Annotated in this window: 30 protein-coding genes and 1 tRNA gene; 21 read left to right on the forward strand and 10 right to left on the reverse strand. The window is 54.9% G+C overall.

Features of this window, described 5'->3' with window-relative positions; genetic code table 11:
- Window positions 1-8 precede the first annotated feature (8 nt).
- Both C772_RS13700 and C772_RS13705 read right to left on the reverse strand, forming a co-directional pair.
- Complete coding sequence (locus tag C772_RS13700; protein WP_008300908.1) at window positions 9-806, reverse strand: DsbA family protein; 798 nt, start codon at window positions 804-806, stop codon at window positions 9-11.
- Complete coding sequence (locus C772_RS13705) at window positions 803-1,204, reverse strand: globin domain-containing protein (protein WP_008300909.1); 402 nt, start codon at window positions 1,202-1,204, stop codon at window positions 803-805. Before C772_RS13705 ends, C772_RS13700 begins: the two co-directional genes overlap by 4 nt.
- 169 nt (window positions 1,205-1,373) lie before the next feature.
- Between C772_RS13705 and C772_RS13710 the strand changes: the two genes are divergently transcribed.
- The 4 genes from C772_RS13710 to C772_RS13725 are packed head-to-tail and all read left to right on the forward strand — an operon-like array spanning window position 1,374 to window position 4,187.
- Window positions 1,374-1,781 carry a UPF0738 family protein gene (locus tag C772_RS13710; RefSeq protein WP_051059460.1) on the forward strand — a complete coding sequence of 136 codons (408 nt, stop codon included), beginning with the start codon at window positions 1,374-1,376 and terminating at the stop codon, window positions 1,779-1,781.
- A gap of 30 nt (window positions 1,782-1,811) precedes the next feature.
- On the forward strand, window positions 1,812-2,486 hold the full coding sequence (locus C772_RS13715; RefSeq protein ID WP_008300911.1) for a GTP pyrophosphokinase: 675 nt from the start codon (window positions 1,812-1,814) through the stop codon (window positions 2,484-2,486).
- Window positions 2,483-3,286: an NAD kinase gene (locus C772_RS13720; protein WP_008300913.1), complete on the forward strand. Its 804-nt coding sequence runs from the start codon at window positions 2,483-2,485 to the stop codon at window positions 3,284-3,286. The genes C772_RS13715 and C772_RS13720 overlap by 4 nt, the downstream gene beginning before the upstream one ends.
- On the forward strand, window positions 3,255-4,187 hold the full coding sequence (locus C772_RS13725; protein WP_008300915.1) for an RluA family pseudouridine synthase: 933 nt from the start codon (window positions 3,255-3,257) through the stop codon (window positions 4,185-4,187). The genes C772_RS13720 and C772_RS13725 overlap by 32 nt, the downstream gene beginning before the upstream one ends.
- A 9-nt stretch (window positions 4,188-4,196) precedes the next feature.
- Here the strand turns inward: C772_RS13725 and prpE are convergent, their stop codons facing one another.
- Window positions 4,197-4,937, reverse strand: a complete 741-nt coding sequence (prpE, locus tag C772_RS13730) for a bis(5'-nucleosyl)-tetraphosphatase PrpE (RefSeq protein WP_035002474.1) — start codon at window positions 4,935-4,937, stop codon at window positions 4,197-4,199.
- A 125-nt stretch (window positions 4,938-5,062) separates the two neighbouring features.
- On the opposite strand from prpE, the gene mgtE reads away from it, so the two are divergent.
- Window positions 5,063-6,436, forward strand: coding sequence for a magnesium transporter (gene mgtE, locus C772_RS13735; RefSeq protein WP_008300919.1), 1,374 nt, complete (start codon window positions 5,063-5,065; stop codon window positions 6,434-6,436).
- A 47-nt stretch (window positions 6,437-6,483) separates the two neighbouring features.
- Window positions 6,484-6,888, forward strand: coding sequence for a hypothetical protein (locus C772_RS13740; protein WP_008300921.1), 405 nt, complete (start codon window positions 6,484-6,486; stop codon window positions 6,886-6,888).
- A gap of 129 nt (window positions 6,889-7,017) precedes the next feature.
- On the opposite strand, the gene C772_RS16200 is transcribed toward C772_RS13740, so the two are convergent.
- Window positions 7,018-7,470 carry a CotY/CotZ family spore coat protein gene (locus tag C772_RS16200; RefSeq protein ID WP_008300922.1) on the reverse strand — a complete coding sequence of 151 codons (453 nt, stop codon included), beginning with the start codon at window positions 7,468-7,470 and terminating at the stop codon, window positions 7,018-7,020.
- Window positions 7,471-7,601: 131 nt separating this feature from the next.
- Between C772_RS16200 and C772_RS16205 the strand changes: the two genes are divergently transcribed.
- The 6 genes from C772_RS16205 (at window position 7,602) to C772_RS13775 (ending at window position 10,400) form a co-directional block, all read left to right on the forward strand.
- On the forward strand, window positions 7,602-8,003 hold the full coding sequence (locus tag C772_RS16205) for a hypothetical protein (RefSeq protein WP_008300923.1): 402 nt from the start codon (window positions 7,602-7,604) through the stop codon (window positions 8,001-8,003).
- Window positions 8,003-8,458 (forward strand): stage V sporulation protein AC, encoded by a 456-nt coding sequence (gene spoVAC / locus C772_RS13755; RefSeq protein ID WP_008300924.1) that lies wholly within the window; start codon window positions 8,003-8,005, stop codon window positions 8,456-8,458. Before C772_RS16205 ends, spoVAC begins: the two co-directional genes overlap by 1 nt.
- Window positions 8,452-9,474: a beta-ketoacyl-[acyl-carrier-protein] synthase family protein gene (locus tag C772_RS13760; protein ID WP_008300925.1), complete on the forward strand. Its 1,023-nt coding sequence runs from the start codon at window positions 8,452-8,454 to the stop codon at window positions 9,472-9,474. Before spoVAC ends, C772_RS13760 begins: the two co-directional genes overlap by 7 nt.
- Entirely contained in the window at window positions 9,471-9,833 is a 363-nt protein-coding gene (gene spoVAE, locus C772_RS13765) for a stage V sporulation protein AE (protein WP_008300926.1), read from the forward strand. The genes C772_RS13760 and spoVAE overlap by 4 nt, the downstream gene beginning before the upstream one ends.
- Window positions 9,834-9,959: 126 nt before the next feature.
- Entirely contained in the window at window positions 9,960-10,130 is a 171-nt protein-coding gene (gene yjcZ, locus C772_RS13770) for a sporulation protein YjcZ (protein WP_008300927.1), read from the forward strand.
- A 12-nt stretch (window positions 10,131-10,142) separates the two neighbouring features.
- A complete protein-coding gene (locus C772_RS13775) occupies window positions 10,143-10,400 on the forward strand; it encodes a stage VI sporulation protein F (RefSeq protein ID WP_008300928.1) in 258 nt (85 codons plus the stop codon).
- A gap of 52 nt (window positions 10,401-10,452) precedes the next feature.
- Here the strand turns inward: C772_RS13775 and C772_RS13780 are convergent, their stop codons facing one another.
- The 3 genes from C772_RS13780 to C772_RS13790 all read right to left on the reverse strand — a co-directional run bounded on the left by C772_RS13780 (window position 10,453) and on the right by C772_RS13790 (window position 12,184).
- A complete protein-coding gene (locus C772_RS13780; protein ID WP_008300930.1) occupies window positions 10,453-10,881 on the reverse strand; it encodes a GNAT family N-acetyltransferase in 429 nt (142 codons plus the stop codon).
- Window positions 10,882-10,884: 3 nt separating this feature from the next.
- Window positions 10,885-11,400 (reverse strand): 2'-5' RNA ligase family protein, encoded by a 516-nt coding sequence (locus C772_RS13785; protein WP_008300932.1) that lies wholly within the window; start codon window positions 11,398-11,400, stop codon window positions 10,885-10,887.
- A gap of 61 nt (window positions 11,401-11,461) precedes the next feature.
- Window positions 11,462-12,184, reverse strand: coding sequence for an alpha/beta hydrolase (locus C772_RS13790; protein ID WP_008300934.1), 723 nt, complete (start codon window positions 12,182-12,184; stop codon window positions 11,462-11,464).
- Window positions 12,185-12,283: 99 nt separating this feature from the next.
- Between C772_RS13790 and C772_RS13795 the strand changes: the two genes are divergently transcribed.
- From C772_RS13795 to C772_RS13810, 4 genes are all read left to right on the forward strand, one after another.
- Entirely contained in the window at window positions 12,284-12,865 is a 582-nt protein-coding gene (locus C772_RS13795) for a phosphatidylglycerophosphatase A family protein (protein ID WP_035002481.1), read from the forward strand.
- 98 nt (window positions 12,866-12,963) lie between these two features.
- On the forward strand, window positions 12,964-13,962 hold the full coding sequence (locus C772_RS13800) for a TAXI family TRAP transporter solute-binding subunit (protein ID WP_008300938.1): 999 nt from the start codon (window positions 12,964-12,966) through the stop codon (window positions 13,960-13,962).
- A gap of 91 nt (window positions 13,963-14,053) precedes the next feature.
- Complete coding sequence (locus tag C772_RS13805) at window positions 14,054-14,566, forward strand: DUF1850 domain-containing protein (protein ID WP_008300941.1); 513 nt, start codon at window positions 14,054-14,056, stop codon at window positions 14,564-14,566.
- On the forward strand, window positions 14,556-16,565 hold the full coding sequence (locus C772_RS13810; RefSeq protein ID WP_008300943.1) for a TRAP transporter permease: 2,010 nt from the start codon (window positions 14,556-14,558) through the stop codon (window positions 16,563-16,565). Before C772_RS13805 ends, C772_RS13810 begins: the two co-directional genes overlap by 11 nt.
- 48 nt (window positions 16,566-16,613) lie before the next feature.
- On the opposite strand, the gene C772_RS13815 is transcribed toward C772_RS13810, so the two are convergent.
- Complete coding sequence (locus tag C772_RS13815; protein ID WP_008300945.1) at window positions 16,614-17,099, reverse strand: STAS domain-containing protein; 486 nt, start codon at window positions 17,097-17,099, stop codon at window positions 16,614-16,616.
- 213 nt (window positions 17,100-17,312) lie between these two features.
- On the opposite strand from C772_RS13815, the gene C772_RS13820 reads away from it, so the two are divergent.
- Window positions 17,313-17,549 carry a hypothetical protein gene (locus C772_RS13820; RefSeq protein ID WP_035002483.1) on the forward strand — a complete coding sequence of 79 codons (237 nt, stop codon included), beginning with the start codon at window positions 17,313-17,315 and terminating at the stop codon, window positions 17,547-17,549.
- Window positions 17,550-17,641: 92 nt separating this feature from the next.
- On the opposite strand, the gene C772_RS13825 is transcribed toward C772_RS13820, so the two are convergent.
- Together C772_RS13825 and C772_RS16760 are read right to left on the reverse strand one after the other, a co-directional pair.
- Window positions 17,642-17,714, reverse strand: a tRNA-Val gene (locus C772_RS13825).
- A gap of 226 nt (window positions 17,715-17,940) precedes the next feature.
- Window positions 17,941-18,084 (reverse strand): hypothetical protein, encoded by a 144-nt coding sequence (locus C772_RS16760; RefSeq protein WP_008300950.1) that lies wholly within the window; start codon window positions 18,082-18,084, stop codon window positions 17,941-17,943.
- 362 nt (window positions 18,085-18,446) lie between these two features.
- Here C772_RS16760 and C772_RS13830 point away from each other — a divergent pair, with 362 nt between their 5' ends.
- The 4 genes from C772_RS13830 (at window position 18,447) to C772_RS13845 (ending at window position 24,178) form a co-directional block, all read left to right on the forward strand.
- Window positions 18,447-19,835 carry an aldehyde dehydrogenase gene (locus tag C772_RS13830; protein ID WP_008300951.1) on the forward strand — a complete coding sequence of 463 codons (1,389 nt, stop codon included), beginning with the start codon at window positions 18,447-18,449 and terminating at the stop codon, window positions 19,833-19,835.
- A gap of 78 nt (window positions 19,836-19,913) precedes the next feature.
- The gene (locus C772_RS13835) at window positions 19,914-20,966 is read left to right on the forward strand and encodes a M42 family metallopeptidase (protein ID WP_008300953.1); all 1,053 of its coding nucleotides are present in this window, start codon (window positions 19,914-19,916) and stop codon (window positions 20,964-20,966) included.
- 12 nt (window positions 20,967-20,978) lie between these two features.
- Window positions 20,979-22,466: a UDP-N-acetylmuramoyl-L-alanyl-D-glutamate--2,6-diaminopimelate ligase gene (locus C772_RS13840; RefSeq protein ID WP_008300955.1), complete on the forward strand. Its 1,488-nt coding sequence runs from the start codon at window positions 20,979-20,981 to the stop codon at window positions 22,464-22,466.
- 137 nt (window positions 22,467-22,603) lie between these two features.
- On the forward strand, window positions 22,604-24,178 hold the full coding sequence (locus C772_RS13845; RefSeq protein WP_008300957.1) for a peptide chain release factor 3: 1,575 nt from the start codon (window positions 22,604-22,606) through the stop codon (window positions 24,176-24,178).
- The last annotated feature ends 15 nt before the right edge of the window (window positions 24,179-24,193 follow it).

The following is a 24,193-nucleotide window of genomic DNA, read 5'->3' on the forward strand; positions in this document are numbered from 1 at the left end:
TGATTTCATTATAAGTCCATTTTTCTTCGCCATAGGGTGGCGCCCAGGACAGGCATGCACTCGACGCGCCGCTGAAGCAGGCGTTTTTTCAGCTCGCGCTCTGCCGTCCGAATGTTCACCTTGTAGATGGCGGCGATTTCCCCGGTTGTCAGAGAGTCATATCTCCTGAACAATTCATCGAGGGACGGGGGGACGGACTTCTCCATCTGCTCCCCGAGCAGTTCTTCCAGGACTTTTACATAGATTTCATAGTCGTGGATGCCTTCCACCATGAGCCCTTCATCTTCAAAGTTGTTGTTGAAGAAGACGAAGCTCGGTGCCTGTTGGACTTCCATCTCCCTGGAGATATAAAGGTCGCACTGGAACGATTTGGCGGCATTGACCGAGCGGAAATCCTGTGTGAACTCGGCTGTGTCGATTCCGACCAGTTCGGCAATCTCCAGAAGGATTTCCGGTGTCGTGACATCGCGCCCTTTCAGGAACCTGTAGTCGAGCAGTCGGGACAGGTACTTGAAACCGGCCCGCTTTCCCTGGAACTCAGCCGCCTTTACGGCCACTGCCGGAAGGGCAGGATGCGGAACCCGTGTATCATGCGGATTCTGGCAGAGGGTCTTCTGTGGTGAGAGGCAGGTCTTCATGATGATGCGGTAGGTGAAGTACTGCTCATACTCCACCTGCAGGCGGCGGAGGATCGGGACCAGTCCATAGCAGTCCGCATCAGTCGGATCGATGAAGACGTACAGTTCAAGCGGTTTGGCCGAGTTCTCCGTTTCCGGCATCTCCGAAGTATTCGGCAGGAAGCTCAAGCGGACCCCTCCTCATCCGGCCCGGTCCTGTTGACCATGTGGTTTGCGGTCAGGATCAGCCGGTTATAGAAGTCTTCACGGACTTTTCCTTCCAGGCCGACCTCGTCCATCGCTTCGGCCATGCACTCGAGCCAGGCCTGTGCGCGGTCATAGGTGATCGGGAACGGCATGTGCCGCGCCCGCAGCATCGGGTGTCCGTGTTCTTCGGTATATAGATTGGGACCACCCAGAAACTGGGTGAGAAACTGTTTTTGCTTTCTGGCGGTTTCAGTCAGGTCATCTGGGAAAATGGGATAGAGCATCGGATGCCGGGCGACTTTCCCGTAGAATGTGTCGACGAGATCGGACAGCAGCTCCGGGCCGATCTCTTCAAAAGGAATGATGGGTTTCCGGGTCATGGTGCATGCTCCTTTGCTAACTCCATTGCCTGTGATTGTAGACTCATTCTATCAACCGGATTCCGGTTCTACAAATAAATCGATTTCTGTCCGGACGGCGGGGACTTTTGTACCCGATAGGAACTGCGTGCGGATTCAGGCTGTGATAGACTGAAGAAAGATGATTTGTATGCAGAGAAAGGACGAAGAAATCGTGACCAATCAGCCAATCGTGCAGAGCGCCGGAATTTCCGGCGATGTTACCGAATTTATCCTGCGGGAAGGGAAGGAGCTTTCCGGATTGCAGCCTGCGGGAAGAATGATTACGGATACCGACTCCGGAACGTTCGTCTATTTGCTGGACGACGGAGAGCGGTTTGTCCATGTTCATTTTCCTGAAGAAATCTGGCCGCAGATGGCCATCGCACTGCAGAACGGACAGACTCCTGTCCTCTCCGCCGGGGAACACCGGATCGAACTCGTAAACTTTGCGGACGAGCTGGAAATGCTGGTCTTCAATATCGAGGGCAACGACAACTACGGCTCGGCTTTCTCGACAGCGGTCGAGGAGGCATTCAGTCAGATCCTGGGCGCCTGAACCGCGCCCGGCCGAACGGGGGATTGACCAATGGGACAATGGGAACGGTTTCTCGAACCGTACAAGCAGGCGGTCGATGAACTGAAGATAAAACTAAAGGGCATGCGTGCGCAGTTTGCAACCGAGATCGAGCACGCGCCGATCGAGTTTGTCACGGGACGGGTCAAGCCGCTCGCCAGCATTTACGACAAAGCGCTTGAAAAAGGGATACCGTTTGAACCCTCAGAGCTGCTGGCGGAAGAGATTCCGGATATTGCGGGCATGCGCATCATGTGCCAGTTTGTGGATGACATCGGAGCGGTCGTCGAAAGCATCCGCCGGCGCAAGGACATGGCCGTAGCGGAAGAGCGCGACTACATCTCCAAGAATAAGCCGAGCGGCTACAGGTCCTATCATATGATTGTCGAGTATCCGGTCCAGACGATCCACGGCGAGATTGTGATTCCCGTCGAAATCCAGATCCGGACGCTCGCGATGAACTTCTGGGCGACAATCGAGCATTCGCTTAACTATAAGTACAAGGGAGATTTCCCCGAGGAGATCAAAGTGCGGCTGCAAAGCGCGGCGGAGGCGGCATTTTCTCTTGATGAAGAGATGTCTAAAATCCGGGATGAAATCCAGGAAGCCCAGCGCTATTTCAGCACTTACAAAGGTGATTCGAGGGATGATCTCGGAAAGTCCGGCAAAGGAGGCGGCGAGCGATGAGGTATTCGATCCAGTCGAGGGGCGATGATCTGTCCAATGATCTTGCAGCCCGCGCAAAACAATACCTGAACGACTTCGGTCTTGTGTACGACGAAAAGGAACCGGACATCGTCCTGACAATCGGAGGAGACGGGACGCTTCTCCATGCTTTCCACAGATACCGGGACCGGCTTGCAGACACGGCATTTGTCGGCGTGCATACCGGTCATCTCGGCTTTTACGCCGATTGGCAGCCTCCTGAAATCGAAAAGCTGGTCATCTCGATCGCGAAGCACGACTATGATGTGATCGAGTACCCGCTCCTGGAAGTGGCCATCCAGTATCGGAATGATATGAACGATGCCGTTTATCTGGCGATGAACGAGTCGACAGTCAAATCTCCTGACGTGACCCTCGTCATGGACGTTGAGCTGAATGGGATGCCGTTCGAGCGCTTCCGTGGTGACGGGCTATGCGTCTCGACGCCATCCGGCAGCACAGCCTACAACAAATCACTGGGCGGGGCGATCATCCACCCTGCGCTGCCGGCCATGCAGCTGACGGAAATGGCATCGATCAACAACCGGGTGTTCCGGACAGTCGGTTCGCCGCTTGTATTGCCGGCCCATCACACTTGTGTGCTGAAGCCGGTGAAGGGGCCGGACTTCATGGTGACGGTCGACCACCTGCATCTCCTCCACAAGGACGTCAAAACGATCAGCTACCGGGTTGCGGACGAACGGGTACGCTTTGCGCGCTTCCGCCCGTTCCCGTTCTGGAAGCGGGTCCATGACTCCTTCATCGACAGCGATGTCCGCTGACAACAGATTCCGTCTTTCGTTCACCGCGGAAGCGGATGGTGTCGGATTAAGGGACTTTCTGGCGGAGAGCGGCATTTCACGCAGGACCCTCACCGCCGTCAAATACAAGGGCGGCGAGATTCTGGTGAATGGCGAGGAAAAGACAGTGAGGCATGACCTGCGCGCCGGGGATGTGGTCACCATCATTTTCCCGCCGGAAAAACCTGCGGAGGGGCTGTTTCCCGAGGAGGGAGAGCTCTCGGTGCTCTATGAGGATGAGGCGCTGCTGATCCTGGACAAGCCTGCCGGACAGGCGACCATCCCTTCAAGGGATGCGCCGTCGGGCACGCTTGCCAACCATGTCGCCGGAAAGTTCCGGACCGAAGGGACGCCGGCGACCGTACATATCGTCACCCGGCTTGACCGTGAAACGTCCGGGATTGTCTGCATTGCAAAAAACCGCCACATCCATCATCTCATGTCGGAGAAGATGAAAGAGGGCGGTGTACACAAACGGTATGAAGCAATTGTCCGCGGCAGCTTCAGCAGACAACACGTTTTCATCGATGAACCGATCGGACGGAAGGAAGGCAGCATCATCGAACGGATGGTGCGCCCTGACGGCCAGCGGGCCCTTACGGAAGTCAGGGTGCTGGAAACAGCCGGAACTCCCGGGGAAGAGGTTTCCAGGCTCTCGGTGATCCTGCATACGGGAAGGACCCATCAGATCCGTGTTCACCTTGCCCATATCGGCCATCCGCTTGAAGGGGATACGTTATACGGCGGCACCACGGAGCGGATCGGCCGCCAGGCGCTCCATTGCGTGGGGCTTACATTCAATCATCCGCTCACAGATGCGCCAATTGAGGTCAAGAGCCCGGTTCCTGATGACATGCTTGCCGTTGCCGGCTTCCGAAGGTGAATGGGAGGGTCAGTTGAATTCACTGAACTTTTCCGGCTGGAACGGCTGCCGGGAAGGGACGCTCACCACCGTTTTTTCGGGGTAGCGGAGAACGCTCAGTTTGCCGCCGAACACACACCCCGTATCGATGTTGACAGTGCTGTTGATGAACCTGCATTCGGAGACGGGCGTGTGTCCGTAGACAATAAAGGGTTTCCCCTTGTATTGTTTTGCCCAGTCCCGCCTGACGGGACGTCCGTCCGGCAGGGTTTCTCCGGTGATGTCCCCGTACAGGACGAATGTACGGAGGCGGCTGCCTTCTTTCCTGCCGATCAGGTCTTCGCGGATTCCGGCATGGGCGATGATCAGTTTTCCATCATCCAGCATCTGATAGAGCGGGAGCGATTCGTAAAAGCGGATATAACGCTTGCGGATATGCTCCCGCTCCTTTCCTGAGAGGGCCCCCAGTTCTGCGACGGTCGTCTCAAGCCCGTGCTTTTGCTGGACATTGTTGCCAAGCATATAACGGTATAGTTTGTTGCAATGATTTCCCGGGGAATAAATCAGCTGCCCGGCATCCTGCAGCTGAAAGAGGAATTTCAGCATTTCGACCGACTTCGGCCCGCGGTCCGTCGCATCCCCGACGAAAGCGGGCAGCCGGCCTTCCGGATGGACGCAGCGGCCGTTTTCCATACGGTAGCCGAGTTTTCCGAACAGTTCTGTAAACTCATCGTAGCAACCGTGAAGGTCGCCGAATATATCCAATTTCAACAAGAAAACACCCCATTCCGCACTGATTTTCAAAAGTCGCTTTAACTTGAGTCTACCCCGCACAGCCATTCTCCAACACGGCTGCGTGAGATTTGGGAATGGATTGACCGAAAGGAGGGCCCGGCATGCCGGAAGCATTGAATGAGCAGGAAGAGACCTATATAGATGAGGATCTGGTCACCCGATTATTGGAGGAGGGGGACCCCGAGGCATTCAGGGAAGAATTCCTCGCAGGCCATCCGTACGACCAGGCGAAATACTATGAAAAAGCCGGGCCCGAACTTCGCCGGAAAATGTATGAATTTCTGTCGCCGAAGGAACTGGCGGAGATATTCGAAGTGTCCGAGATTGCGGATGACGAGTTTGATGTGTACCTGAACGAAATGGATACCCGGTACGCCGCGGATATGTTCGCCGGCATGTATGCGGACAACGCAGTTGACGTGCTGAATGAGCTCGATAAATCCAAGGTCCTGACTTATCTGACCCTGATGGACGACGAGGACGCGGGCGAGATCAAAGACCTTCTGCATTATGAAGAGTATACGGCCGGCGCGATCATGACGACGGAATATGTCACGATTCCTGAAAATTCGACGGTCCGGTCTGCCATGACCATCCTCCGGAACGCAGCGCCGGAAGCGGAGACCATCTATTATATTTTCGTGACGGATGATGAAAACCGCCTGGCGGGTGTCGTGTCGCTGAGGGATATGATCATCGCGGATGAAAACGCGATTGTATCGGATATTATGAATGAACGCGTCGTCAGCGTTTTGGTCAGCGACGACCAGGAAGAAGTGGCACGGACCATGAAGGACTATGATTTCCTGGCGATGCCGGTGGTCGACTTCCGGCAGCATCTTCTCGGGATCATCACGGTCGATGATATCATCGACGTCCTTGAAGAAGAGGCTTCCGATGACTATTCCAAGCTTGCGGGTGTGTCGGATATGGACACGCTTGACCGAAATCCCATCACAGCGGCCAAAAAGCGCCTGCCCTGGCTGATTCTGCTGACTTTCCTCGGAATGGTGACGGCCAACCTGATGGGCCGGTTTGAACAGACCCTTGACCAGGTAGCCCTCCTCGCGGTCTTTATCCCGCTTATTGCGGGGATGGCAGGTAACAGCGGGACACAGGCCCTGGCTGTCGCTGTCAGGGGGATTGCGACAGGTGACATCGAGGAAGAAAGCAAGATGAAACTGCTCGTGAGGGAAGCGGGGACCGGTCTCATCACCGGAACGGTCTGCGGGATCTTCGTTGTCGGGCTGATTTATTTCTGGAAACATGAGCTGGTCCTCGGACTCCTGGTGGGCGTGGCAATCGTCGGGTCGATCTTTGTGGCCACACTTGCCGGTTCCTTTATCCCGCTTTTGATGCACCGCCTGAAAATCGACCCTGCGGTTGCATCGGGCCCGTTTATCACGACGCTGAACGATATTATCAGCATCGTAATTTATCTGGGGCTTGCCACGGTCTTCCTTTCCCAGTTGTGACCAATGTGCACCACCGGGCATACGATGGGGAAAAAGGATGTGAGCCCATGGCAGAACGGGACGGAGGGCCATTGCTGTTCGTGAACGCACCGCCTGCTTATTTTGTAACGGAACCGGTCTACAGCCGGGAGGCGGTTGAGGGTGAAGTTCAGGAAGCGGCGGACGGGGATGAAGAAAGCACATCGGTCTATGAGCTGCCGAAGCGGCCGGAAGAAACGGCCAGACTGCTCACGCAGCTGCGCTTTTTGTCGCGCCCCTTCCAGCGGGAAGTGTACCGCCCGATTCAGTTCCGGCTCAAGAACGGAACCGAGGTGACCGGTGAAATTGAGCAGCTGGAAGACGGCAGGCTCTTCATCAGGGAACAGATCGAGGATGAACAGCATCGGGAGCTGTCCGTTGACGAGTTGGAGGCCATCTGGTGGAAAGGCAAGCCGTTTCCGTATGAATCATGAAAAACCGAACAACCTGAAAGCTGACGGTCATTGAATCCGTCGGCTTTTTTATCTTGTCCATAATTTTTTACACAAATAAAAACACCGCCCGGACAGTTCCGGACGGCGGGACACTCCATGCGGCGGCGATCAGTCGTACGGACACAAGTCAACAAATGCATCGGCGACGCAGATGATGCCGGCGAAGGAGCGGATATCGACAGTGACGCAAAGTCCAGTCGATTTCCAGGTATAACCGTCTTTAAAGACCGCACGAAGCATCACACAGCAGTCACCAATGATTTTCTCAACCCGGAAGCAGGTGAAGTATGGTGGGTCGTACGATGGAGAATCCGTCTTTTCACACATCGGCTTATGGACCTTAAATGCATCTCCGGTCTTCGTCAGCAGGTTGATGACCCGGGTATTGAAAGCGGTAGGGCTGCCGAGACCACCGAGCGGCTTTGTGAAGCAGCTGGTCGGGCAGTCGTCGCAGTAATCATCCGTACCGGCGTCCTGGATGTGCTTTACGGCTTTGACTACGTCGCACAGGCAGTGATCGAAGGAAGAGGAATCAAAATCTTTCTTTCCGCAACAGCTCATTTCTGAACACCTCCTCCCTGTTGGTCTCTGTCTACCATATGCGCCACCCGGGCAGGTGACCGGGCGAACGCACAGATTGCATAGGCATCTGCAGTGGCGGACATACTGAGTAATAAATGGGAGGTGGCGCCTTGAAACGGATGATTGCAATAGCGGGGGCCAGCCTGCTGCTTGCGGGCTGCGGTGCCGGTACCGGAGAGATCCGTGTTTCGGGCGGAGAGCCCGAGGAAAACCAAAAGGTCGAGGAAGTGCTCAAAGAAGAGGACGGCAGAATCGTCTCGGCCGTCGCGGTTTTCGTGGAGGAAGATCTTTTGGTCGGTGTACAGGTTAAACCGCTTAGCCGGTTCTCCAAGACCAAGATTGAAGAAGAGCTCACCAAAGAAATGGAAAAAGCGTTCCCGGAAGAGACTGTCACCTTGTCGGCTGATCTGAAGATTTTTTGGGAAACAGATAAGCTGGACGAGCTCGAGGAGGAAGAAAAGTTGCATAAAAAAGTGGAAACGATCAAATCTCTCTCGAAGGAAGAAACCTGATGGACCGCCAGGCATACTCGCAGCTGGAACAGCAGATCACGCCCAAACCTCCTTTGGCCGTGAATCTGGTGAAGGCATTCGTGACAGGCGGAATCATCTGTGCCATCGGACAGGGAATCATGTACTTCTATATGTATTTCTTTGACTTCACGGAGCGCACTGCAGGCAATCCGACAGTAGCCACGATGATTTTCATCGCCATGCTGCTGACCGGTTTTGGAAAATACAAGCGGATCGCACAGTTTGGCGGAGCCGGGTCCGCCGTGCCGGTGACCGGATTCGGCAATGCCATGATTTCGGCAGCAATCGAGCACCGGACGGAGGGCTACGTGCTCGGGGTCGGCGGCAATATGTTCAAGCTGGCCGGTTCGGTCATCGTGTTCGGTGTCTTTTCCGCCTTTATCGTGGCCCTCATCAAGACGATTCTCGTAAAATTCGGGGTGGTCGGATGGTAGCAAGGGGCGTGATCCGTTTCGGAAGCAGACCGACCATCCGTGCCGCTGCTGTGGCAGCAGGTCCGGCGGAAAAGAAAAACAGTCCGTTCAGCTCTCAGTTTGACCGCCTGTACGATTCGGAGCTGTGCGGCCAGAAGACCAATGAACAGGCCCACCGGCAACTGATCGAAGATGCCTGCGACCTGGCACTGAACAAGGCAGAAAAAACGATCAGTGATGCGGATTATCTCGTTTGCGGAGATCTGGTAAATGAGATGACGCCATCGAATTTCGCGGCCGCTTCAACCGGCCTGCCTTACGTGGGCCTGTTTTCGGCATGTGCAACCTCCACATCGGCGCTCGCCTATGCTGCGCTGCTGACGGAAGCGGGTGCCGCTTCACTGGTGTTGGCAGGAGCGGCTAGCCAGCACAGCGCCATTGAACGGCAGTTCCGGTATCCGATCGAATACGGGTTCAAGAAACCGGAGAATGCGCAGTGGACGGTGACGGCTGCCGGTATTGCCGCCGTCACTCCCCACGAGCAGGGCTATCCGTCGATCAGTCAGGCCACTGTCGGCAGGGTTGTCGACTATGGCCTGACCGACCCGCTGAATATGGGGGCTGCCATGGCACCGGCGGCATTCGACACATTCAGAAGGCATCTGGAAGCGGCCGGAACGGAGCCGGAGGATTATGATGTCATCATCACCGGCGACCTCGGGGCCATCGGGACCGAGCTGTTCAGGAAGATGGCAACAGAAGCCGGGTATTCAGTAGAAGAGGATCGCTGGAGGGATGCCGGAAAAGAGTTTTATGGAGGGGATCCGGCTTTCTTCGCCGGTGCTAGCGGAGCGGGCTGTTCCGCAGCCGTTTATTTTTCAGACGTGTACAACCGGATGATGGAAGGGGAGTACAGGCGTGCGCTTCTGATGGCGACAGGTGCCCTTCTTTCTCCGCTCACCTTCCAGCAGGGGGAAAGCATCCCCTGCACTTGCCATGCTGTCGAGCTGGTAATGGGAGAGGGGGAAAACAGATGACGGCCTCTTTTTTGATTGCATTTGTCGTCGGCGGACTGATCTGCGTCATCGGTCAGCTGCTGTTTGATGTCGCCAAGCTTTCCCCCGGCCATACGCTTTGCCTGCTTGTCGTCTCCGGAGCGGTCCTGGACGGATTCGGGCTTTATGAGCCGCTGATCGACTTCGCGGGGGCCGGCGCGACCATCCCGATCACATCTTTCGGGAATTCACTGACCCATGGGGCCCTCCAGGAGGCGGAAAAGCATGGACTGGTCGGTGTCATCACCGGCATGTTCGAAGTGACGAGCTCCGGCATCAGTGCAGCCATCCTGTTCGGCTTCATCGCTTCGCTCCTGTTCCGCTCCAAAGGCCGTCCTTAATAAATCACCCGCTGCGAGCGTAAACGCAGCGGGTTTTTTTATGGATTCATAAACGGCCGGGCAATCGCCCTCTCACCAATCGGGTTTCCGCCATACCCTACAAGGAACAGGAAAGGGGGGAGTGCAATGTTCGGTTACGGTTACGGCGGCGGCCACGGCGGCGGCTACGGCGGTGGCTGGGGCTGCGGCTTTGGTGGCGGTGGCTACGGCGGCAAGGGCAATGGCGGCTCGATGTTCGTGCTGATTGTCATTCTGTTCATCCTGCTTATCATTGTCGGCAAAAGCTACAACTACTAAGGAGGAAACGGGATGAACGAGTCGCTTTTCAAGAAAATCGAGAACAAGACCGGCGTCTCGATGGATGAGTTGTTTGCGCTGGCCAATGCCATCCAGCATGCCAATTTTCAGGATGAGCGCCAAGTCAGGAAGATCATCCGGAAGGTCGGGAAGCTGGCGAAAAAAGATGTATCCAAGCAGCTGGAGGACCAGATCGCAGAATCCATCTTGAAAAACGGCAACTCCCTTAATGTTGGGGATATCCAACGGATGATCGATAAAAACAGCTAAGCTGCAAGATAAAAATCCGCGTCAGACAAAGTTGTCTGCGCGGATTTTTGCATTAGATCGGTTTTTCCATTACGCGGTGAGGGATGCCGGCGTCCATAAATTCCGGAGAGGTCACGGTGTAGCCGATCTTCTCGTAGAACGGAACGGCATGGTTCTGCGCGTTGAGCCGGATTTTGCTGAGGCCGGCTTTCCGTGCATGTTCTTCCAGCATAACCATCATCTGCTGTCCGAGATGACGGCCCCGATATTCCGGGAGCACACAGACCCGCTCGACTTTGCCGACGCCGTCTCCGATATCCCGGATCCTGCCGGCAGCAATCGGCCGTTCTCCGTCATAGGCGATAAAGTGGACGGCTTCCTGATCCAGATCATCCAGCTCGATATGGATCGGCACGCCCTGCTCCTCCACAAAGACCGCTTTGCGGACGGTAAAGGCATCCTCGCGCTCTGTTTCGGTCGAAGCGAGCTTCAGGCTGACCATCGGTCACTCATCTCCCGACAAAGTAAAGGTTTCGTAGACCGTCCAAGGACCATCCTCGAGCTGGTAGAGAAGATGGACACGATCAATGGTCTCCGTATGCCCGAAATTATCCATCTTGACCTGCCCGATGATGTCGTCGTGTTCACCGTCTGACATCTTTTGGGCAATCGTGATGTGGGGCACGTACTGATGATTTTCAATGTTCTTGATGAAATCGAGACTGAGGGCCTCGCGGAGTCCCAGGATTTCATCGTTCGGCTCGATCTTGAGGTAGATCGCGTTCGTGATCGGGGCAAACGTGCTGGCTCTCATCACTTTCAGCTCGAACGGTTTTTGTTTGGCTGCGACTTCCAGCAATTCGGCGGCCGCTTCCTTCATCTCCTTCCCCTCTAGCGTGAAAGGCCCCAGGATAGTCATATGGGGCGGGATCAGGGCGTAGTGTGCATCATAGCGCTTGCGGTATGTGTTCGCCCTGTCCTGCAATTCTTTGGAAGGGAATGCAACGATTCCGTATTTCATGCGAAGACCTCCTTTATATATTCTCCCATAAGGATATCAGAAAGTTCGCCGATTGGTTAATCTACTTTCCGAAAGCAAACCGGATGGCGCGTTCGAGATCGCGCTGCCAGAACTTCCAGGTGTGCTTGCCATCAAATTCTTCATAGAATGACGAAAACCCTTTTTTCTCGATCAAGTTCCTTAACTTTCGGTTCGGATTCAGAAAATCATCAATCTCACCGTTGGTCGTCGGGACTTCCGTCTCACCGGTTCCGATGACCTGATAGATGTCGAAAGCCGCGGGATCGGAAACCGATTCGACAGCTGCCATGACCTGCCCGTCCACATAGGGGGAGTGGCAGACGACCTTGCCGAAGCTGTGCGGATACTTGCAGGCGGTCATCAGCGAAACCGTGGCTGCAAGGGAGTCTCCGATCAGCCCGCGTCCGGCGGCCATCTGGTAGGTCGGGAACTCGGTATCGATGAACGGCACGAGTTCGTGGGCGATAAACCGGATGTAATCACTGTTGCGGTCACCATCCGGGTGGTACATCCTTCTGCGCTCGCTGACGCTTTTGTAGGGGACACCGACGACGATGAGCCGCTCGATTGCCTCCTCTTCGTAAAGCTTTTCAAGCAGCCTTGTCATCCGGCCGTATTGGAAATAGTCCTTCCCGTCCGATGCGATCAGCACCGAATGTTTATAAAGGTCGGAATAGTTCTCGGGAAGATAGACAAGCAGTTCCATTTCCTCGCCGAGCGCCTGGCTTTGTAATGATAGTTCATTGATGCGTCCTTTTTTCAAACCGTGACCTCCTCATGGAACGTATAAATAAAATTGTAGCATACTGAATATTGCAGGTATAATGTGTGCATGCGTCCAGAAAAGAAAGGGGAAATTGACATGTTTGACCACAGCAGGAAAGTCCCGTCCGCAACCGTTACAAAAGCTGCGAAAGATGCTCTCACGCGTCGTGGAGTCAGCATTGAGGCCATTGCCAAAATCGTCTATGAGATGCAGGCGCCCTACAATGATGGCTTGAAGCTTGCCCACTGCATCGAATCCGTTGAAAGCGTACTCGAGAAGCGGGAAGTGCAGCATGCGCTTCTGGTCGGCATCGAGCTTGATGTGCTGGCGGAGAAAAAAATGTTGTCAGAACCTCTCCAGTCGATCGTCGATTCGGACGAAGGCCTGTTCGGAGTCGATGAAACCATCGCACTCGGCGCGGTCTATACGTACGGCAGCATCGCCGTGACCACATTCGGCCATCTGGACAAAAACAAGATCGGGGTCATCAACCACCTGGATACGAAAAAGGGCATCGGTGTCCATACGTTCCTGGATGACCTTGTCGCGAGCGTTGCCGCATGCGCCTCTTCCCGGATTGCGCACCGCACACGGGATCTTGAGGAGAAAGGGGAAACATTCAAGCAGCTCCCGCCGGAGGATACGGCGCCTGAAAGCAATGTCGATGGCGCACAGTAAACGGGGAAACGTTTCCAAGAAAGCGTTGACATGCGAAAATAGTCTCAGTAGAATGAAAATTAGCATGACCAACTAAATAGAGAAGGGGAGGATCATCCATGAAAAAGAAATTCCGATTCTTGGCGTTCATCGGAATCATCTCGCTATTCATGCTGGCAGCTTGCGGGGGCGGCGACAATGCCGAAGGCGGCGAAGGCGGAGAAAGCGGGGGAGATGAAGGTGCAAGCGACGTGAAGTTCCTCAGCATCCTGACCGGCGGAACGCAAGGGACATACTACCCGCTTGGCGGATCTTTTGCAGAATTCATCTCTGAAGAAACTGGCATTAAGACAACGGCTGAAAGCTCCCAGGCTTCTGCGGCCAACATGACCGCACTTGCTGACGACACGGCTGAAATTGCCTTTGTCCAGACCGATATCGCTTACTATGCGAACAAAGGTGAGCTGATGTTCGACGGACAGGCGATCGACAATGTTTCTGCGCTTGGTTCCCTTTACCCGGAAACGATCCAGCTTGTCACAACAGAAAAGTCCGGCATCAAGTCCTATGATGACCTGAAAGGCAAGAAAATCTCTGTCGGAGCACCGGGTTCCGGTACGTATGCGAACGCAGAGCAGCTTCTTGAAATCCATGGCCTCACAATGGACGACATCGATGCGCAGAACCTCGACTTCGGCGAATCGACGGAAAGCCTCCAATCCGGCCAGATCGATGCGGCATTCATCACTTCGGGCACGCCGACCGGCGCTGTTGAAGGCCTGAACGCAACGACGCAAGTCTACATCGTTCCGGTTGAGGATGCCAAAGCGGATGAGCTGATCGAGAAGTATCCGTACTATGCGAAAGACACGATTCCATCGGGCACATACGGCCTGACAGAAGACGTTCCGACAGTATCCGTAGGCGCAATGCTCGTTATCCAGAACGACATTCCGGAAGATGTCGTCTATGACATCACAAAGGCCATCTACGAAAACACGGACAAGATCACGCATGCCAAGGGCCAGCTGATCAAAGCCGAAAAGGGCCTTGAAGGCATCGGTATTCCTGTACACGAAGGTGCGCAAAAATACTTTGATGAAGTGAACGGCAACTGATTTCGCCGTCTACATGCTGTGAAGCGATGAAGCCGTGCTTCATCGCTTCACTTTGTTCTTTTTGCCGGCGGGTGCCAGGAAGGGGGGCGTGATGCGGAAAGTATTCATCGCTGCCATGCTCATCACGGCGGTTGCAGGCGCTATGACCGTGCCGATATCGGATGCCTTCGTATTCACGGAGACCCGTTCAGAAAATCCGGCCATTCATTACATACGGCAGACGGAAAATGATCGGTTCTTGATCCGGTATACCCATTCGATCCATCTGTCTGACGTGGTAGAAACCTACGAAGTCACCGGTGACCGCCAAATCCGCCTTGTCAGGATGGAATATGAAGATCTGGCAATCGGCATGCCCGGCCATGCGGAGGAGGGGGAGACCTTCACTGCCGAGGACGGCCGTTATACACTCGAATATGAAAATCGTGTGCTCGACTCGTTTGTCCTTTTCGTGGCGGATATCGATTCGGATCTGGAATTCCTGTATGGCGGCCGCGGCTATGACCTGAAGAAACTTCTCGAACGGGGATCTTCCTACCGTTTCGAGTTTCGAAAATTGTCCCTATTGGAGTTGTTGAAAGGAGTGAATATGAATGGCGGATGAAAAGACGAAGAAGGATGAACAGAACCTTCAGCTGTCAGAAGAGGAGCAACAGGAGCTGCTGAAAAAATATGATCCGGAATCCAACACGCGTGACGTGCGGGGGATCATGAAGAAAATCGTGTTCTTTGGACTTTTGGCGTTTTCTGTTTTCCAGCTGTACACTGCGATTTTCGGGCAGTATACCGCGTACATCCAGCGTTCTGTCCACCTGGGCTTCGCCCTGTCACTGATTTTCCTGCTGTTTCCATTCCGCCGGAAATCGGCGAAAAAGGATCGTGTTCCGTTCTACGATATCATTTTGGCGCTGCTCTCCGTCGGCGTGGGCCTGTATTGGCCGCTTCAGTACAATGAATTGGTCTTGCGAGTCGGACGGGTGACCGACCTGGATATGACGGTCGCGATCCTGGCTGTCTTGCTTACACTGGAGGCGTCCCGGCGCGCGGTCGGCCTGCCGATTACGATTATCGCCTCGGCATTCCTGATCTACGCATTCACCGGGCCGTACTGGCCGGGATTCCTCGCACACCGCGGGCAAGACCTGTCGGCACTTGCCCAGCTGATGTTCTATACGACTGACGGAGTGCTCGGCACCCCGATCGGCGTGTCGGCCACGTTCATTTTCGTCTTCCTCCTGTTCGGGGCCTTCCTTGTAAAGACGGGGGTGGGGCAGTATTTCAATGATCTGGCTGTGGCATTGGCCGGGAAGCTTACAGGTGGCCCGGCGAAGGTGGCCATTTTCTCGAGTGCTCTCCAGGGGACCATCTCAGGCAGCTCTGTCGCGAACGTGGTGACTTCCGGTTCGTATACGATTCCGATGATGAAAAAGCTCGGTTACCGCAAGGAATTCGCGGGTGCCGTTGAGGCCTCTGCTTCCACCGGCGGCCAGCTGATGCCACCGATCATGGGGGCGGCAGCTTTCCTGATGGTCGAGTTTATCGGCGGCATCACTTACTGGGAAATCGCAAAGGCTGCTGCCATTCCGGCGCTGCTTTACTTCTCGGGGATCTGGATCATGACTCACTTTGAGGCAAAGCGGGTCGGTCTGTCCGGGCTTTCGGATGACCAGCTTCCGAACCGGAAGGAAGTGCTGAAGAAGATTTACCTTCTGACCCCGATACTCGGCATCATCATCTTCCTGCTGATCGGCATCCCGACGATGCAGGCTGCACTGTGGGGGATCGTCCTGACGATCGTCGTCAGTGCGTTTGACAAAAAGACCCGCCTGAACTTTAAGGACATGATCAATGCGCTTGTCGACGGGGCGCGGACCGCGCTTGCTGTCGCGGCTGCAACGGCCTGTGCCGGCATCATTGTCGGGGTCGTCGTCAAGACCGGGCTAGGGCTGAGCTTGGCCAACGGGCTGATTTCCGCCTCAGGCGGACACCTCTTCCTGACGCTGTTCTTCACTATGCTCGCGGCCATCGTGCTCGGGATGGGCTCGCCGACAACCGCGAACTACGTCATCACCTCGACCATTGCGGCTCCGGCGGTCATTGCACTGCTGATGATCGACGAGCCGGCAGGCGCCGCTGTTCCGGTTGTCGTGGCGCTGTCTGCGCACCTGTTCGTGTTTTACTTCGGTATTATTGCGGACATCACACCGCCGGTCGCTCTCGCAGCGTTTGCTGCATCCGGTATTTCCGGAGGAGATCCGATCCGGACCGGTGTCAATGCGGCAAAGCTTGCAATTGCAGCGTTTATCATTCCGTATATGTTCGTCTACAACCCTGCGATGCTGATGATCGATGCCAGCGTCATTGAAATCATCTGGGTGACCGCAACCGCGTTCGCAGGCATGCTTGCAGTCGGTGCCGGCTTCGTCGGCTTCTGGTACCGGAAACTAAACTGGCTGGAGCGGATCCTTGCTCTTGCGGCAGGCGGAATGCTCATTTTCCCGGAAGGCATGACAGACGTGTTCGGACTCGTCCTGTTTGTCATCCTTCTTGCTATCCAGTTCATGACACGTAATAAGCGCGACAGAGAAACAGTCGCCGCCTAATGCCAAGAACCCCTGCAGGAAAATCTGCAGGGGTTCTTTTTCATCTGTTCAGTTTGCTCCGGTCATTTCCAGGCCACGCTGTTTCATCAGATGCTGAAGCGCGGAGCGGAATGTCGAAAAGGATTTCAGCTTATTCACGAGCGGCAGCCCGGACATGGTCACTTCCCGCGCAAAGTGGGGAGTGAACCCGACCGTGATCACCTCGATGCCCATGAGACTAAGTGAAGCAGACAGTTCTTCGATGGCCTTACCGAAAACCGAGAGGCTGTCCGGGTTTTCAATGGAAAGGGCGGTGAAGTCGAGAATCGCGGTTTGCGTGTTGGTCGCGGCAACATGATTCAGTACTTTTGATACGACATTCCGGGAAAATTCAGGCGTCAGTTCACCGGCAAACGGGATCAGGATCGTATCCGGCAGGATGGAAGGAATAATCGGCACCATGATCTGGCTGACCAGACTCTCCAGTTCTGCTACTTGTTCTCTGAGCTGGTCAATGGTTTGCTGCATTTCTTCCCGGGTCATTTGCTCATTCATTTTTGATTCCTCACTGGTCTATTTTTATTTGCTTGATATCTATGACTATTATACGGAAAATCCGCTGGTTCGCCATCTTTTGCATAGGAGAGGGGAAGGTGTCACCAATAGAGGACCCTCTGAAGAAACCGGGTAGGATATCAAATCTAATGGAGGGATAATGGATTTTGATGTCGAATTGAATCGACAGTATAAAATGGCAAGGGGATATGGATGGTGGAAAATGAAATGACGAACCTGGGGACAGTCACCTATCTGGGGGATAGCCGGGCTAGCATACGCAGGAAAGTGGAACTGCTTCTCGACGAATTACCGGCAGGAATCGAAATGGCGCAGTCGGGGGATGCAGAGGCTGCTGCTGTTTACCTGTCTGCAATGTATAAGGTACTGTCAGCTGCGTTGGAAGAAGAAGCGATCGCCTATGAGAAGTATCTGAAAGGGCAGGTCTGATGTTGTGCGAAAACCGTTTTTCCTGTAATGAAGGAAATCACACGGACAATAAAAAACGTCCGATCCCATTAAGAGATCGGACGTTTTTGTGATGATTCCGACTGGGCTCGAACCAGCGACCTCTACCCTGTCAAGGTAGCGCTCTCCCAGCTGAGCTACGGAATCAAATCTGGGATGTTTGCTTGTTGTTCTCTCAAGCACATTTACAATAATACAAGGGGAGGGGGAGAAAGTCAACGGCATCTTTAAAGTAAAACTTTTCAGACTTTTACAGGTCCGGACTTTATAGATGGATAAGGACCGTCCCCCGTGACTAGTCTGCACGCTGGACGGTCCTTATGTATACTCTGCACGTTTACCGGCTGACGGCAAATATCGCATCGTCACTAAGTTATTGCTCCTGCGGGACGACTTCTTCTTCTTCCGAGAAGTAAAGGAAGTTTTCTTCTTCCAGCTCGGTGATCCGCTCCCGGTTCAGTCCCATCTCAAGATTTCCCGTAAACATATGATCCCACCATTGTTCTTGTTTCATCATGTCATTTCCTCCTTGATCTTTTCGTTGTTTGACCTTCTATACCCCGCGTAATCGGAATCCGAAACAGAGTGAGGAACAAAACAAGCCGGAAGACCTATTTTTCTATCTAGCCGGGAAAGAGGAGCGTATGAAATTGAAAGGTGCGATACTTGCCGCCTGGTGGCCGGGATGCATGGCGGGCCGGCAATGTTTTGCCTGCCCGTACCCAAAGGTTGCCCGAGTCTGCAGCCGATTATGAGCTTCAAAAAAATTTAACAATCCGGCAGGGTCATCAGGAAGGAAACAGTATCCCCCAGTTTAAGTTTTGATATCCGTGCCTGCCGGCGATAAGATGAAGAAAGAATGAAGGGAGTGGTTGAAACATGGCATTTACGGAGACGCAGGCAGGCGGCATCGTCGCCCGTCAGAGGAATTTCTACTGGACAGGCAAGACGAAAACAGCCCGGTTCAGAAAAGACCGGCTGATGGATCTGCACGGTGCAATCCGGGATCGGGAAAAAGATATTTCAGATGCACTCTCGAAGGACCTGGGCAAAAGTGAATTTGAATCCTACATGACAGAAATCGGTTTTGTCTTATCCAGTATCCGGGAAATGGCGTCCAATATCGAGGAATGGATGAAGCCGGAACCGAAAAAGACACCGGTTCATTTCCAGCCGGGAAAAAGCTTCGTCATCCGGGAGCCATGGGGAACGGTGCTGATCATCGGTCCGTTCAACTATCCGTTCCAGCTCGTCATCGAACCGCTTGCCGCAGCGATTGCCGGCGGCAATACTGCTGTCCTGAAACCTTCCGAAACGACACCGAATGTATCTGCCGTCATCCGCAAAATGATCGCGGAGACGTTTCCGCCCGAATATGTGACGGTCGTCGAGGGGGGCAAAGAAGAGACGTCTGCGCTGATACACGCGCCGTTTGACTTCATGTTCTTCACGGGGAGTGCAAAAGTCGGGTCGATTGTCATGAAGGCTGCCGCCGAGCGGCTTGTCCCCGTCGTCCTTGAACTCGGCGGCAAAAGTCCGGCCATCGTAGACCAGACTGCGGACCTCCGGACAGCGGCGGAGCGGATTGCCTGGGCGAAATTTACGAATGCCGGGCAAACATGCGTCGCGCCGGATTATTGCCTCGTTCATCACACAGTGAAGGATGCGTTTCTCGAGGAATTAATAGAGGCGATCAGGGGCTTCTATGGGGCGGATCCCGCGAAGTCCCCCGATTATGCCAGGATTGTGGATGAGCGGCAGTTCGACAGGCTGCGGAAAATGATTGATGAAGAGCGCGGCCGGATTCTTTCAGGCGGCCAGATGAACCGGGATACCCGGTTTATTGAGCCGACCGTTGTTGACAGTCCGCCTGCAGGCAGCCGGGTGATGGAGGAAGAGATTTTCGGCCCGATCCTGCCGGTCTACAGCTACTCGAGCCTGACGGCGGTGATCCGGTCGATCCGGGAGCGTCCGAAACCGCTTGCCGCTTACCTGTTTTCGGAGAACCGGGGCGCGATGGATCACTTTCTCTCCGAGCTGCCATTCGGCGGAGGCTGCATCAACGATGCCCTCTCCCATGTCGGCAATACCGCACTGCCATTCGGCGGTGCAGGCCCGTCCGGCATCGGCAGCTATCACGGCAAGTACGGGTTCGATGCATTCACACACGAGAAGGGCATTCTGAAGCGGGGAACGTCCTTCCCGGTCAGAATTGCATTCCCGCCTTACGGAAATCGCCTCAAGCTGATCAGGCGATTTCTGAAATGATGCAGGCGAATCGTGACGGACACCCCATGTAGGCGTATAATGAAAGCTGGACTTTTCAGTCGGGGGGAACACATTCTCATGAACCTATCTTTTGACCTTGAACACTCACTCAAGATTCTGGAAGACCTTGTAGAAACTCCGAGCCCGTCCGGCTATACGAGGGATGTCATGAAGCTGGCCGAAACCTATCTGGCCGAAAGCGGGGCGGAGCTGACACGGACGAATAAGGGTGCGGTCATCGCAACATTCCGCGGTGAAGATGACAGCAAAAGCCGGCTGATCACGGCACATGTCGATACGCTCGGGGCGATCGTCAAGGAAGTCAAACCTTCCGGGCGTCTGAAGCTGGATAAGATCGGCGGTTTTAACTGGAATGCCGCGGAAGGGGAATACTGCACCGTCCACGCGGCGGATGGCAGGAAGATCCGAGGGACGATTCTGATGCACCAGACGACTGTCCATGTGTACCGGGATTCCGGGAAGGCAGAGCGGAGCAGCGACAACATTGAGGTCCGGCTGGATGAGCGGACCGGCAGTGCGGATGACACGAGGGCGCTCGGAATCGAAGTGGGGGATTTTGTATCGTTCGATCCCCGTTTCGAGAAAAGCGGCGGCTACATCAAATCCCGCCATCTCGATGACAAGGCGAGCACGGCCCTTCTTCTGGAGCTGGCGGCCAGGCTGAAGGAGAGCGGAACGAAGCTTCCCCATACTCTTCACCTCTACATTTCCAACAATGAAGAGATCGGATTCGGCGGCAACGCCTCGGTGCCGGAGAATGCGGTTGAGTACATTGCATTCGACATGGGTGCGATCGGTGACGGACAGTCTTCCGATGAGTATACCGTTTCAATCTGTGTAAAGGATTCGAGCGGTCCGTATCATTACGGACTGACCCGGCACCTTGCGGATCTCTGCAAAAAGGAAGGCATTCCGCACAAGCTTGATATCTACCCTTATTATGGCTCGGACGCCTCAGCGGCAATACGCGCGGGGTTTGATGTCCGGCATGCGCTTTTTGGTCCGGGAATCGAATCGTCCCATGCACTTGAAAGGACGCATACGGATTCTCTTGAGGCGGCGGCGCGTCTGCTGAGGGCTTACATTCTTTCGCCGCTTGCGGAAGATTGAGGAGGAAACAACATGGAAACAACAGAATTGCTGGCACATCTCCCGTTCAGTGAAGTGATCGGGACCCCTCCGGTTGAGGTGACAGATATTACAACCGACTCCAGGGCGGTCCAGCCGGGCGGCGCATTTATCTGCATCAACGGATATACCGTCGACGGACACGACTATGTGCCCCAGGCACTTGCTGCCGGTGCCAGGCTCATCATTGCGGACCGTCCGGTCGAGGCGGACCCGGATAAAGCGGCGGTGGTCATCACGGATGACACGGCACGCGCGGAAGGTCTGGTTGCATCCGCCTTTTTCGGGCATCCGTCAAAATCAGTCCGGATGATTGGCGTCACCGGCACCAATGGCAAGACGAGCGTTGCCAACATCATCGACGGCATTCTCCGGAACAGCGGCCGGAAGTCGGCCTCTTCCGGCACGATCGGCTTTAACCTGAACGGCGTGCTTTATGAATCGGCCAATACGACGACAGATGCACTCACCACACAGCGCATGATCCGGCAGGCTTCAGCGGAAGGGTGCGAGGCGATGACGATGGAAGTCTCCTCCCATGGCCTGGTAGAAGGGCGCCTGTCCGGAACGGAATTCGATATAGCGGTTTTCACGAATCTGACCCACGACCATCTGGACTACCATGGAACGATGGAGCATTACGGGTATGCGAAAGGGCTGCTGTTCGCGCAGCTCGGCCAGGATACAAGCAAGCCGAAGTTCGCTGTCCTGAATGCGGATGATCCGTGGTCGGACCGGTACCGGCAGATGACGGCGCACCCCGTGCTCACGTACGCTGTGGACTCGGAGGCGATGTTCCGTGCACGTGATATCCGGCTGGAGGCCGGGCGCACCGTCTTTCTGATGGAGACGCCGGAAGGGGAGCGGCAGGTTGTGATGAACCTGATCGGCGGGTTTAACGTATACAACGCGCTGGCATCCGCAGCTGCGCTGTATGCATATGGACTTGGGCTGGATGAAATCATTGCCGGCCTCGGCGCACTGCCTGCCGTGAAGGGACGCATGGAACGCGTGGAGACGGACCTTCCGCTCACAATTTATATCGACTATGCGCATACACCCGATGCCATCGAAAAAGCGATCGCTTCGGTCCTACCCTATAAGAAGAACAAACTCATCTTCCTTGTCGGCACAGGCGGCAACCGCGACCGGTCAAAGCGGCCGATCATGGCGGAAAAGGCATCGGTTGCGGATTACGTCATCCTCACGACGGATGACCCGCGCCATGAGGATTATGAATCGATTACGTCCGAGCTTGCTGCAGGCATGACACATGAGAATTATGCCTGCATCGGTGACCGGGAACAGGCGGTCCGCCATGCAGTGGAAGTGGCCGGCGAAGGCGATATCCTCCTGTTCGCAGGCAAGGGCCATGAAGACTTCCAGATTATCGGGAACACCAAATATCCGCACAGCGATGCCGAAATCGCACTGGATGAGGCGGAAAAGAAGTTCGGGCGGAAAGCAGGCGCCCGGGACTGACCCGGAAGCAGATGATCGAACGTGGGAACTCCGGCCGGAAAGGTTCGCCTTTCCGGCCGTTTCCGTTAATATTGCTTGAAATTCTCTTTTCCGGTCCCTATGATGGGGAAAGCTGAAACAGATGAGGAGAAATGACAATGGAAGACCAATTAAAACAAGAGATTGCATCGCGCAGGACATTCGCCATCATCTCCCACCCGGATGCCGGGAAGACGACGATGACCGAGAAACTGCTGTTCTTTGGCGGCGCGATCAGGGACGCGGGTACCGTAAAGGGGAAAAAGTCCGGCAAGTTCGCCACATCCGACTGGATGGAAATCGAGAAGCAGCGGGGAATTTCCGTCACTTCCTCGGTGCTCCAGTTCGACTTTGACGGCAAGCGGGTCAACATCCTGGATACCCCGGGCCACGAAGACTTCAGCGAAGACACCTACCGCACGCTCATGGCGGTCGACTCTGCCGTCATGATGATCGACTCGGCAAAAGGCATCGAGCCGCAGACCATCAAGCTGTTCAAGGTCTGCCGGATGAGGGGGATTCCGATCTTCACATTCATCAACAAACTTGACCGCCAGGGCCGTGAGCCGCTCGAGCTCATGGAAGAGCTTGAGGAAGTGCTCGGCATCGAGTCTTATGCGATGAACTGGCCGATCGGCATGGGCAAGGAGTTCATGGGAATTTATGACCGCCACAACCGCCGGGTGGAGCTGGCGCGGACCGAAGGGGACGGACGGTATCTGGAAGTCGGGAAAGACGGCGATTTGGCCCAATCCCATTCGATCCAGGAAACTTCCTACTACCAACAGGCACTTGAAGATGTCATGCTCCTCGATGAGGCAGGAAACGACTTTGATGAAGAGCGTGTCCGCCGGGGCGAGCTGACTCCAGTCTTTTTCGGTTCCGCACTGACGAACTTTGGTGTGCAAACATTCCTGGAGACCTATCTTCAGTTTGCGCCGGCACCGCAGCCCCGGAACACGGCTGACGGCGGCAGTGTCAACCCGTACGACGATGAGTTCACCGGCTTCATCTTCAAGATCCAGGCGAACATGAACCCTGCCCACCGCGACCGGATCGCATTTGTCCGGATTGTTTCGGGAGAATTCGACCGCGGGATGCAGGTGACTGTTCCCCGGATTCCGAAAACCTTCAAGGTCAGCCAGTCCACACAATTCCTTGCAGATGACCGGGAGACGGTCAACATGGCGGTGGCAGGTGACATTATCGGGCTCTATGACACCGGTAACTATCAGATCGGCGACACGATCACGGGCGGCAAGGCGAATTTCGCGTTTGAACCGCTTCCGCAGTTCACTCCGGAACTTTTCGTCAAAGTGTCCCCGAAGAACGTCATGAAGTCCAAGCACTTCCATAAAGGAATCCTGCAGCTGGTCCAGGAAGGCGCCATCCAGTACTATAAGACGCTCCATACCGAGGAAGTCATCCTCGGAGCGGTCGGCCAGCTGCAATTTGAAGTGTTCGAACACCGCATGAAGAACGAATACAATTCCGAAGTGGTCATCCAGCACATCGGCCAAAAAGTCGCCAGGTGGATCGAAAATGAGGGGGATGTAAAAGAATCCATGACAGGCCCGCGTGCCATGCTCGTCAAGGACCGCTACGAGAACCTTGTTTTCCTTTTCGAAAACGACTTTGCCCTGCGCTGGTTCCAGGATAAACACCCTGATATCAGGCTATACAGCCTGCTCTGATCCATTCCGATGCAT

This window comes from Bhargavaea cecembensis DSE10, assembly GCF_000348905.1.
In the GTDB taxonomy this organism is placed as follows: Bacteria; Bacillota; Bacilli; order Bacillales_A; family Planococcaceae; genus Bhargavaea; species Bhargavaea cecembensis.

Coding starts and splice junctions, on each gene's coding strand:
- C772_RS13705 (WP_008300909.1), bottom strand. CDS start 1,204: ATGACCCGGAAACCCATCATTCCTTTTGAAGAGATCGGCCCGGAGCTG.
- C772_RS13710 (WP_051059460.1), top strand. CDS start 1,374: ATGCAGAGAAAGGACGAAGAAATCGTGACCAATCAGCCAATCGTGCAG.
- C772_RS13715 (WP_008300911.1), top strand. CDS start 1,812: ATGGGACAATGGGAACGGTTTCTCGAACCGTACAAGCAGGCGGTCGAT.
- C772_RS13720 (WP_008300913.1), top strand. CDS start 2,483: ATGAGGTATTCGATCCAGTCGAGGGGCGATGATCTGTCCAATGATCTT.
- C772_RS13725 (WP_008300915.1), top strand. CDS start 3,255: ATGACTCCTTCATCGACAGCGATGTCCGCTGACAACAGATTCCGTCTT.
- mgtE (WP_008300919.1), top strand. CDS start 5,063: ATGCCGGAAGCATTGAATGAGCAGGAAGAGACCTATATAGATGAGGAT.
- C772_RS13740 (WP_008300921.1), top strand. CDS start 6,484: ATGGCAGAACGGGACGGAGGGCCATTGCTGTTCGTGAACGCACCGCCT.
- C772_RS16200 (WP_008300922.1), bottom strand. CDS start 7,470: ATGAGCTGTTGCGGAAAGAAAGATTTTGATTCCTCTTCCTTCGATCAC.
- spoVAC (WP_008300924.1), top strand. CDS start 8,003: ATGGACCGCCAGGCATACTCGCAGCTGGAACAGCAGATCACGCCCAAA.
- C772_RS13760 (WP_008300925.1), top strand. CDS start 8,452: ATGGTAGCAAGGGGCGTGATCCGTTTCGGAAGCAGACCGACCATCCGT.
- spoVAE (WP_008300926.1), top strand. CDS start 9,471: ATGACGGCCTCTTTTTTGATTGCATTTGTCGTCGGCGGACTGATCTGC.
- yjcZ (WP_008300927.1), top strand. CDS start 9,960: ATGTTCGGTTACGGTTACGGCGGCGGCCACGGCGGCGGCTACGGCGGT.
- C772_RS13775 (WP_008300928.1), top strand. CDS start 10,143: ATGAACGAGTCGCTTTTCAAGAAAATCGAGAACAAGACCGGCGTCTCG.
- C772_RS13780 (WP_008300930.1), bottom strand. CDS start 10,881: ATGGTCAGCCTGAAGCTCGCTTCGACCGAAACAGAGCGCGAGGATGCC.
- C772_RS13785 (WP_008300932.1), bottom strand. CDS start 11,400: ATGAAATACGGAATCGTTGCATTCCCTTCCAAAGAATTGCAGGACAGG.
- C772_RS13795 (WP_035002481.1), top strand. CDS start 12,284: ATGTTTGACCACAGCAGGAAAGTCCCGTCCGCAACCGTTACAAAAGCT.
- C772_RS13800 (WP_008300938.1), top strand. CDS start 12,964: ATGAAAAAGAAATTCCGATTCTTGGCGTTCATCGGAATCATCTCGCTA.
- C772_RS13805 (WP_008300941.1), top strand. CDS start 14,054: ATGCGGAAAGTATTCATCGCTGCCATGCTCATCACGGCGGTTGCAGGC.
- C772_RS13810 (WP_008300943.1), top strand. CDS start 14,556: ATGGCGGATGAAAAGACGAAGAAGGATGAACAGAACCTTCAGCTGTCA.
- C772_RS13815 (WP_008300945.1), bottom strand. CDS start 17,099: ATGAATGAGCAAATGACCCGGGAAGAAATGCAGCAAACCATTGACCAG.
- C772_RS13820 (WP_035002483.1), top strand. CDS start 17,313: ATGGTGGAAAATGAAATGACGAACCTGGGGACAGTCACCTATCTGGGG.
- C772_RS16760 (WP_008300950.1), bottom strand. CDS start 18,084: ATGATGAAACAAGAACAATGGTGGGATCATATGTTTACGGGAAATCTT.
- C772_RS13830 (WP_008300951.1), top strand. CDS start 18,447: ATGGCATTTACGGAGACGCAGGCAGGCGGCATCGTCGCCCGTCAGAGG.
- C772_RS13835 (WP_008300953.1), top strand. CDS start 19,914: ATGAACCTATCTTTTGACCTTGAACACTCACTCAAGATTCTGGAAGAC.
- C772_RS13840 (WP_008300955.1), top strand. CDS start 20,979: ATGGAAACAACAGAATTGCTGGCACATCTCCCGTTCAGTGAAGTGATC.
- C772_RS13845 (WP_008300957.1), top strand. CDS start 22,604: ATGGAAGACCAATTAAAACAAGAGATTGCATCGCGCAGGACATTCGCC.